Source organism: Bradyrhizobium retamae (assembly GCF_001440415.1).
GTDB classification, from domain to species: domain Bacteria; phylum Pseudomonadota; class Alphaproteobacteria; order Rhizobiales; family Xanthobacteraceae; genus Bradyrhizobium; species Bradyrhizobium retamae.
In genome coordinates, this window is sequence record NZ_LLYA01000018.1 from 1 (window position 1) to 7,930 (window position 7,930).

Below are 7,930 nucleotides of genomic sequence, written 5' to 3' on the forward strand. Positions count from 1 at the left end.
ATAGCTTGAATCACAACCAAGCCCGGATGAGAATCCTGAATCCCAACAGACCCTAATATGGGTTCCGATATCGCCGGCGACGTGAGCCTTGAAATAGTCCCGGTCGGAAAAATCGATTTCGGGTGCCGGGACGACGATGCTATTGACGAGCGCGTGGCCCTTGGCGTCGAAGATCCAGACCGACTTCACCTGCGGCAGGGAGGCGACCAACTGCTTCAGCCGCAAATGCAGCGCTTGTTCGCGGGCAACGATTTCAGCGTCGGGAAGGTCGCGGATGATCTCGGCGATCTCCGACAGGCTGCGGTCGATGGTCTCGAATACTTTCAGCGCATGCTCGTGCGCGACATCCAGCGTGCGCTCGATTTCACGGTCGGCCGTTTCGCGGATCGAGACCCAGGAGACGGCCGATGCAAATACAAACAGCGCCAACGGAAGCGCCAATGAGGCGACCATCATCCATTGCAGCAGTCTCAGCGAATTAGGTTGCGCGGTCTGCACGCTCGCTCCGGCTTCGTGGCGAGCTTAACGCAAAGTCATGCGAGGAATAAAGCGGAGCGGCGAAGGGAACTTGCGCTTCCGGCGGTCAAGCCGGATTGATCATAATCGATTCAAATACGCCGTTCGCGTTCCCGTGTCATTGGACAATAGAGTCCTTTTGTCCAGGAGGAAAAACCCTAATGTATGCAGGCGACTTGAAATAGGCTCAAACAGCAAAGTTCTTTCAAAAGCACTTTAGCGAGCCATTTTCGGTGACAATAAAGTTCTTTCTCCCGTACAGACGATCTCGCCCAAGAGGATGTCGCCGATCCGGGTGCGCACGTCGGCCGGGATCTCGAGCGCAGAGAGAATCCGTTCGCCTGCAGTCGACTGCATCAGCGGACCGATGTGATCCGCAATGTCCCCCGGCAACCGCGCCCGGATCTGGTCGAGGGTGAGTCCGCTGGCGAGTCGCAGGCCAACGAGATCCAATGCCGGCATTTTCGTCCTCCCTGCTCTGCGCGCGCCCGAATCCAGGGTCGCGCCGACGTTCACCATGGCGGCGCCCGACGCTGGCGACCCGGCAAGCCGGTCACGCCAAAGGAAAAGCCCGCCGCCGGCAACGTCGTCGACCTGATGCAATCAGGGTTAGAGATTTTCTCCCATGCTCAAGGACGGCACCTACTCCGCTTGGTTCAAGACGCCGCGGGGCCAAGGCACTGGCTTGGCCAATCTTCGCGACGGAAGGATATCGGGGGGCGACACGGTCATCAGCTATGGCGGCACCTACGAAGTCGATGGCGATCGATTTGTCGCCACGCTCACCACCAGAAGGCATGCGGCAGGCCAGCCGTCCGTGATCGGGATCGATGAAGTCGAACTAAGGCTGACCGGGACATCGCAAGGCACGATTGCCACCTGCTCAGGAACGGTCGACGAAGTACCGGGTATGGTCTTCGAGGCAACCCTCATCCTCAGCCAGGACCCGCCGCCACCAACCGAGACGCGGCGGATGCCGACCGCATTCGATGCTGACAAGCTGCCGAGATTACCTCTGCGCCCGCGCGGCCGCTGAACTCTCCAGCTAACTCACCTTGGCTTGGTCAGTCGCCCCTTGCCGGCGCACTTCCGGCACGTGCCGGCATAGATTCTCCGCCCCGGGGCAACCTCTTTCGCCGGCAGGTTTCCCCTGCCATCGCAGGCATCGCACTTGATCTCGCTCGGCGCGTCGTCTGGCTTTGGACGCCTCATGCCTCGCCCGATCGGCCGTCGCTGCGCGCGACACTGGTGTTCGGAAGCGGCAGCGGACGTTCAATGATCGGCGAGGCCTTGGAGGGGCCTCCCGTCTTGGCGTCGTATTTGTCGGCAAGATCCAGGAGCCGCTTCCTGGTGAACGGATCGGCCTTCTCGGCCAAATCGCGGGCGCACAGCGCCTGCTGTTTGAAAAATACCTGGTCCATGAAATACCCTCAAACCCAACAGCAATGGATTTCAGTACATGCCGGCTGCCGCCGTCAAGCCGGGGCAAATATTGCAGGTCGACGGGTACGCACCGAACAAAATCGTCTTGCCATGCGGCGGGCACGCCATTTATCAGATCGAAGATCCGCAAGTCTCCGGAAAGGCCAGATACATTGGGAATTCCCGCTCACTTCAGCCTCGAGCTTCCTCGTCGCTGTATGACACTTATCAACGAACTCTTGCCGGCCGCCGCAAACGTCTTCACAGGTCCAACGGACCGCGCATTGGGCGGCTTGACCAGCACCTTTCTTCTTTCGATGGCCGGGCCAATGCTGACTTTGCCGATCGAACGGATTGAGCGTCAGCTTCAAAAGAAGGAACGTGAAGGCTATGCCGACGACCGGCGGTTAAACCCGACGCTCAGCGATGCCGTGAAGAAAGAGCTTGGAGGAGGTCGATTTCGCCGAGCGCCATTCTTTGCACCCGGCCAATGGAGCTTCACGGAGTGGCCTGCAGACATCAACATCGCGAACGAAATGCCCACCGAGCTTTGTACGGCATTGGGGTCGGACGAGGCGTTTGTGCGGGCTGCCGCCTTGGAAACGACGCGGTGGTGCAGCTGTCTCAGGAATGCCTTGGCTCATGGCGGCATCGCATATTTGAATGGATACGGCCATTCATCGTACCATGGCGGACCTGTCGAAATGTTCTGCTTCATCAGCGGAAAGTATGCTGAACGTGGCGACGAGACGCCCGTGGCCCTCAATTGCCTGCGTATTCGGGAGAGCCACTTCCTCGATTTTCTGCAGCGGTGGGTAAATTGGCTGGAAGCATCGAGCGTGATGAAACAACTCGCGGCCTAATGAGATGGGGAGCTAACGGATAGCTGAAACGCGCGCCGAGACGATAGCGAAACTTCGCACCCGCCTGGGGCGCGAACCCACCGAGGATGAGATCAAGGCGGCCGTTCGAGGCCCGATACTGGGGCGGCCGGGTTGACGAGCACTCGCTCGTGCCGTTGGGCGAGGCGCGCCTCGGCCGCATCGGTTTCGAGGAATGGCACCGCCGCTCACAGGCAGCAGCCTGATCCCGCATCGGAGGTACGCCCGGTCTGTCACGAGCGGGTCCCGGGCAACGAACGAAAGAGGCGACTATGACGACCAAACTCGTTGCGTTGGTTCTTCTGTGCCTCATGGTCGGTACGGCGGTGGCTCAGGAGCCTAAGGTCACGTCACTCATGTCTAAGGATTTTCCGGAGAATCCCGGCAGGGAAGCTCTGATGATCACAGTCGAGCATGCGCCCGGCGGGTCGAGCGCTATCCACCGACACAATGCACATGCGTTTGTTTACGTGCTGGAGGGCTCCGTCGTGATGCAGCTGAAGGGTGGACAACAGGTGACACTGACACCAGGACAGGCCTTCTATGAAGGCCCTGATGATGTTCATGTCGTCGACCGGAACGCAAGCGGCACCCAGCCGGCGAAATTCCTGGTGCTCTTGATCAAGGACAAGGGCGCCCCGGCGCTCGTGCCCGCACAGTGACTGTCACAACCCAAGTACACGAAACTGACTGAAAGGCCCTGCCTGATGCTGCGATGCATGGGTCCGCTTGTGATGCTGTGGACGGCTCCTCCATCCGGCACGCAAGTGCCACGGATTTGGGAGCTGCTAGGGCTCCCACCATCTGGAGGAGCTGCCCATGCAAACGATCACGACAATCGGACTGGACATCGCCAAGTCGGTTTTTCAGGTTCACGGCACCGATGCTGCTGGACAGGTGGTGATCCGCCGCCAGCTAAAGCGCCGTTTCGTGCTGTCGTTCTTTGAGAGATTGCCGCCCTGCCTGGTGGGAATCGAGGCTTGCGCGTCATCGCACTATTGGTCCCGGGAGCTGCAGATGTTGGGGCATACGGTGCGATTGATGCCTCCGGCTTATGTGAAGCCCTACGTCAAGCGGCAGAAGAACGATGCCACAGACGCGGAGGCAATTTGCGAAGCAGTCACGAGACCCAGCATGCGGTTTGTGCCGACCAAAACGGTCGAGCAGCAGAGCTGCCTGATGCTTCATCGAGCGCGCCATCTCTTCATCCGCCAGCAGACGGCTGTCATTAACTCAATCCGCGCCTATCTTGCCGGGTTCGGGATCATCGCCCCCGTCGGGCGCAGAGGTGTCGAGCAACTTCTGGAAGTCGTCGCCAATACAGCCGACCGCCGGCTCCCCGAGGTGGCCCGTGCCTGTCTTGCGGCGCTCGGCGGTCAGTTGCGAGCGCTGAAGGCTCAGATCCTGGAGTTCGACCGCCGCATCATCGACTGGCATCGATCAAATGCGACGAGCAAGCGGCTGGATGCGATCCCCGGCGTTGGGCCTGCGCTGGCGAAAGCGCTGGTCGCGAGCATAGTGGATCCCAAGGCTTTTCGATCGGCGCGGGATTTCTCGGCCTGGGTTGGGCTCGTGCCGAAGCAGAACTCGAGCGGGGGCAAGGACAGGCTGGGCAGCATCAGCAAGCAAGGCGATCGGTATTTGCGCAGCCTGTTCACGGCTGGCGCACTCGCCGTGATCCGCTATGCCAAGATCCATGGCACCGGCATCGGCCGTGGCTTACGGGACTGCTGGCGCGGCGACCGACCAAGGTCGCCGCCATCGCGCTCGCCAACAAGCTCGCCAGGATGGCCTGGGCGATGATGGCTAGGAACGAATGCTACAAGGAACCCGTCGCGCTCATGGCGTAAACGAGATCGCGCGCTGGACATCCCCGGCGTGATGTAACGGTTGGGAGGACGAACAGCACGTAATGCAGTGCCGGTCGATTCGGCGATCAGGACAACCCACTAGGGCCACGGCATCTTTGAATGCGTGCTTTTGATCGGGATCTGATCCGCGGAGGGCATTATGGCCAGCGGTTATGTGAACCGCGCAAAACAGGCCGAACACATGGCTGCTCCGACCAATCTGCAATGTGAAGATTCTTCTTGCCAACCAGGAGCCGTCCACACATGGCCCTAAGCCGAACACCGCACAAGCCTTTGTCATGTCGGCTGGCAGGGGCAGACCGGACGCAGGTCCATGCTCGCCTCTACCGCCGCTTGTGATCCAAGCCAGTCATCATGAACGACGCGAGACGTTCCGCCATCGACCTCAGCGTAGGTTCGGACTCACATCCTGCAGCCGTCACACATGGAGTGGCCGGACCTCTTGCGGCCAGCCACAAGCGATAGCGAGCTTGCCGGCCCAAAACTCGCCGACTCTTGCTCGGAGACATCAACGACCGTGAAGCCACCGAGATACTCCGGGGCGTTGGAATACCGACCTTCGCTAAACTGCAGTTCGCCGCTGACGTTATTAGCACTAAAAGCCTTGCTCAGATCTTCATCTACTCCCGCGGCGAAGATGAGCACGCCCGCTTCCTTCATCTCGGCCACGACTGCCCTAGCCAACGGTCCGCGAGACTGAAACCACTCTTCGGAGTGATCACCGACCCATTGCTGGTTGAAGTAGATAATGTAGTGCGTCATGTGACCTTCCTATTATCTGCGGCCAAGGAGAACATACTACCCCAGATCATTGGTGTTTGGCGTATTCCGCTTATGGCCCATCAGCGAAGTGGCCGCAGCTCTCATTGAGGTCTGCTCAGTGGGGCATAGCGGGCCAGATTTGCTCAGGTTGAGTTCTTCGCCTGCTGACCCGAAACGGAAGTCACCTCCTCCGCTTGCCACTCGTCGGTTGAACATTGAGCGTGCAACGTATAGGTGTATTAGGTAATCTCCCTGTTTACGGACTGCCAGTCGATGAATTTCCTTAGTTCTGCTGCATGCCCACCTCTTCCTTCGGAAGAGTTTATCCGCCGTATTCTCATTGATCGCGTGGATGACCGCCAATTAAGCCTCGGCATGATCGTGGGCACCACGGAAGCCAAAAATCATACTATAGTGCCTTATGGCCGCTGCGACATAAGTACCGGTAAAGTCATAAACGAGAGAACCATTTTTGAGATTGGATCGGTGACCAAGCTATTCACCGCTCTCTTGTTGTCTGACATGGTGAACCGGGGTGAAGTAAAGCTGGAAGAGCCTGTGGTGGACCTCCTTCCAGCGGGCACCCGCGTTCCAGTTCGCAACGGAAGAGCGATTACGCTTCGCGATTTGGCCTCCCATTATTCTGGTCTTCCCAGGCTGCCGACAAATTTTGCGCCGAAGGACCCAAAGGACCCTTACGCCGACTATACCGAAAACGAGCTTTACCAGTTTCTCGAAACGTACGAATTAGTACGGACGCCGGGGGATACCTTCGAATACTCAAACCTTGGCGTGGGATTGCTCGGGCACGCGCTCGTCCTTCGTGCAGGGTGCGCAGATTATGAGAGTTTAGTTCGCTCTCGCATTCTCGCACCGCTACGGATGGACGACACTTTCGTAAGGATACCGCCAGGGTTCTTGGGAAGCGTCGCGACCGGACACGACGATAATCTCGACCCAGTGCCAAATTGGAATCTCGACGTACTAGCCGGAGCGGGGGGATTGCGCTCAAATCTGTCCGATCTGTTGCTGTTCATGGACGCACTGTGTGATCCTGAACAAACCTCCATCGGGTCAATGATTAGCCCGCTAGTCAAACCTCTCTCCCAAGGTGGACTGGGTTTACTACCGACGCCTCATTACGACGGACCAACTTCCATTTCGCATGCAGGCGGCACGGGTGGATTTTCATCGTTTGTAGGATGCATTCCCGAATGGAAACGTGGGATAGTTTGCCTGAGCAACTCAGGCATACCCGCTATTGCAGATCTGGCTGTGCACGTGCTCGACCCGCGATGGGGCATGCATTGGTATCGCAAGGAAGCTGACGTCGACCCAAGCCAGTTTGCGCGTCTCCTAGGTAGGTACCGGCTAGGCCCTAACCATGTATTTCAGGTGACGTCTACCGCTGATCGACTGTATGTCCAACTGACGGGCCAGCAAGCATTACGCGCATTTCCTGCGTCGGAGTGGCACTTCTTTTACAAGGCCGTTGGTGCGCAGATCACATTCGAACCTGATGCGGGTGGTCGTGCAGCCCGATTAATTCTGCATCAAAATAGCTGCGATCAGATCGCCGACCGGATTGAATAGCATAAAGTCAGTATCGCTCGACGTTGCCTGCCTAGGTCGGATCACTTCTGCTTTTGGCCCTAATGCGAAGTTCGGCATAGTTTTGAAATGGTCTGCTTATCGGTGAACACCGGAAGAGGCCGGGAGATGCTCTAATCGGCGCTTTTGACCCGAACCGGACATCGCCGGATAATCGATATGATTTGAACTCTGTCCTTTATCAGAGCGAAAGAATGCTTAGGTATTTGTCGCTGTAGTGTTAACGAGGCGCGCCAGTTATGCCGAAGGTGATGAATTGGCTTAAGACGCACCCTGTGCTCATCGGTCCCGCTCTGGTGTTGGTAGCAATAGCGGCAGTCTTGTATCTATTGATTGATCCTTTCACTGTCCTATTCCTCGCGGCCATTGCACTCGTCGCCGGCCTCGCCGCATTCTTTGACCCAAAGACTTACTCCCGAAAGCCACCAACTTGATTGGGTGTCGGCATCCCCTTTAGCGCTGATCCTTAGGTCTTCGGACATCAGCTCCCTGTCTGCAATTGGCCCTGACGCGACGTCCAACATGGCTCTGGAATGGTCGGCTTATCGCAGTAAAACGGAAGTAACTGGCCGGCTTTCAAAATGGCGCTTTTGACCCTGTATGGTCCGGCCGCGCGTTACAAGAGGTTTCGTCAACCTGGCAGATGCGGTCTTGCATCAATGTATCCGGCCTCTGCTTGGAGCGCACTGCTCCGGGCCATCATGGATATCAGCGCGCATGCGAGCTGATTAGCGGACAGGCCTCGAATGGGCCATTTGGGTCACCAGTGTTCGCATGCGCCGGGAAGACCGATCCTCCATCGTCGTCTCATCCTCTCGCAGACCTCGGCGGGTAAGGGTGTTGTTACGTCATCGATAGCTCCCACAG

General features: G+C 58.0%; 8 protein-coding genes and 1 pseudogene. 5 read left to right on the top strand and 4 right to left on the bottom strand.

Annotated elements, in window-relative coordinates; genetic code table 11:
* Window positions 1–498 (bottom strand): PDC sensor domain-containing protein (locus CQ13_RS04950; RefSeq protein ID WP_430649652.1); only part of this gene is annotated, 498 nt, incomplete at its 3' end.
* A 234-nt stretch (window positions 499–732) separates the two neighbouring features.
* A complete protein-coding gene (locus tag CQ13_RS42510; RefSeq protein WP_156433506.1) occupies window positions 733–978 on the bottom strand; it encodes a hypothetical protein in 246 nt (81 codons plus the stop codon).
* Window positions 979–1,141: 163 nt separating this feature from the next.
* On the opposite strand from CQ13_RS42510, the gene CQ13_RS04960 reads away from it, so the two are divergent.
* Window positions 1,142–1,552 carry a GrlR family regulatory protein gene (locus tag CQ13_RS04960; protein ID WP_057841902.1) on the top strand — a complete coding sequence of 137 codons (411 nt, stop codon included), beginning with the start codon at window positions 1,142–1,144 and terminating at the stop codon, window positions 1,550–1,552.
* Window positions 1,553–1,724: 172 nt separating this feature from the next.
* On the opposite strand, the gene CQ13_RS04965 is transcribed toward CQ13_RS04960, so the two are convergent.
* Entirely contained in the window at window positions 1,725–1,937 is a 213-nt protein-coding gene (locus CQ13_RS04965; protein WP_057841903.1) for a hypothetical protein, read from the bottom strand.
* A 219-nt stretch (window positions 1,938–2,156) separates the two neighbouring features.
* Between CQ13_RS04965 and CQ13_RS04970 the strand changes: the two genes are divergently transcribed.
* The 3 genes and pseudogenes from CQ13_RS04970 (at window position 2,157) to CQ13_RS04980 (ending at window position 4,669) form a co-directional block, all read left to right on the top strand.
* Window positions 2,157–2,801: a hypothetical protein gene (locus tag CQ13_RS04970; RefSeq protein ID WP_057841904.1), complete on the top strand. Its 645-nt coding sequence runs from the start codon at window positions 2,157–2,159 to the stop codon at window positions 2,799–2,801.
* Window positions 2,802–3,091: 290 nt separating this feature from the next.
* The gene (locus CQ13_RS04975) at window positions 3,092–3,481 is read left to right on the top strand and encodes a cupin domain-containing protein (RefSeq protein ID WP_057841905.1); all 390 of its coding nucleotides are present in this window, start codon (window positions 3,092–3,094) and stop codon (window positions 3,479–3,481) included.
* 157 nt (window positions 3,482–3,638) lie between these two features.
* Window positions 3,639–4,669 (top strand): annotated as a pseudogene (locus CQ13_RS04980) (IS110 family RNA-guided transposase).
* Between the two features lie 423 nt (window positions 4,670–5,092).
* Here CQ13_RS04980 and CQ13_RS04985 read toward each other — a convergent pair.
* On the bottom strand, window positions 5,093–5,452 hold the full coding sequence (locus tag CQ13_RS04985) for a YciI family protein (RefSeq protein ID WP_197427244.1): 360 nt from the start codon (window positions 5,450–5,452) through the stop codon (window positions 5,093–5,095).
* A 273-nt stretch (window positions 5,453–5,725) separates the two neighbouring features.
* On the opposite strand from CQ13_RS04985, the gene CQ13_RS04990 reads away from it, so the two are divergent.
* Window positions 5,726–7,045 (top strand): serine hydrolase, encoded by a 1,320-nt coding sequence (locus tag CQ13_RS04990; protein ID WP_082637321.1) that lies wholly within the window; start codon window positions 5,726–5,728, stop codon window positions 7,043–7,045.
* Window positions 7,046–7,930: the final 885 nt, after the last annotated feature.

Excerpts from the sequence above, each read along its gene's own strand:
- CQ13_RS04990 (WP_082637321.1), top strand. The coding sequence starts at position 5,726 with ATGAATTTCCTTAGTTCTGCTGCATGCCCACCTCTTCCTTCGGAAGAG.
- CQ13_RS42510 (WP_156433506.1), bottom strand. The coding sequence starts at position 978 with ATGCCGGCATTGGATCTCGTTGGCCTGCGACTCGCCAGCGGACTCACC.
- CQ13_RS04965 (WP_057841903.1), bottom strand. The coding sequence starts at position 1,937 with ATGGACCAGGTATTTTTCAAACAGCAGGCGCTGTGCGCCCGCGATTTG.
- CQ13_RS04970 (WP_057841904.1), top strand. The coding sequence starts at position 2,157 with ATGACACTTATCAACGAACTCTTGCCGGCCGCCGCAAACGTCTTCACA.
- CQ13_RS04960 (WP_057841902.1), top strand. The coding sequence starts at position 1,142 with ATGCTCAAGGACGGCACCTACTCCGCTTGGTTCAAGACGCCGCGGGGC.
- CQ13_RS04985 (WP_197427244.1), bottom strand. The coding sequence starts at position 5,452 with ATGACGCACTACATTATCTACTTCAACCAGCAATGGGTCGGTGATCAC.
- CQ13_RS04975 (WP_057841905.1), top strand. The coding sequence starts at position 3,092 with ATGACGACCAAACTCGTTGCGTTGGTTCTTCTGTGCCTCATGGTCGGT.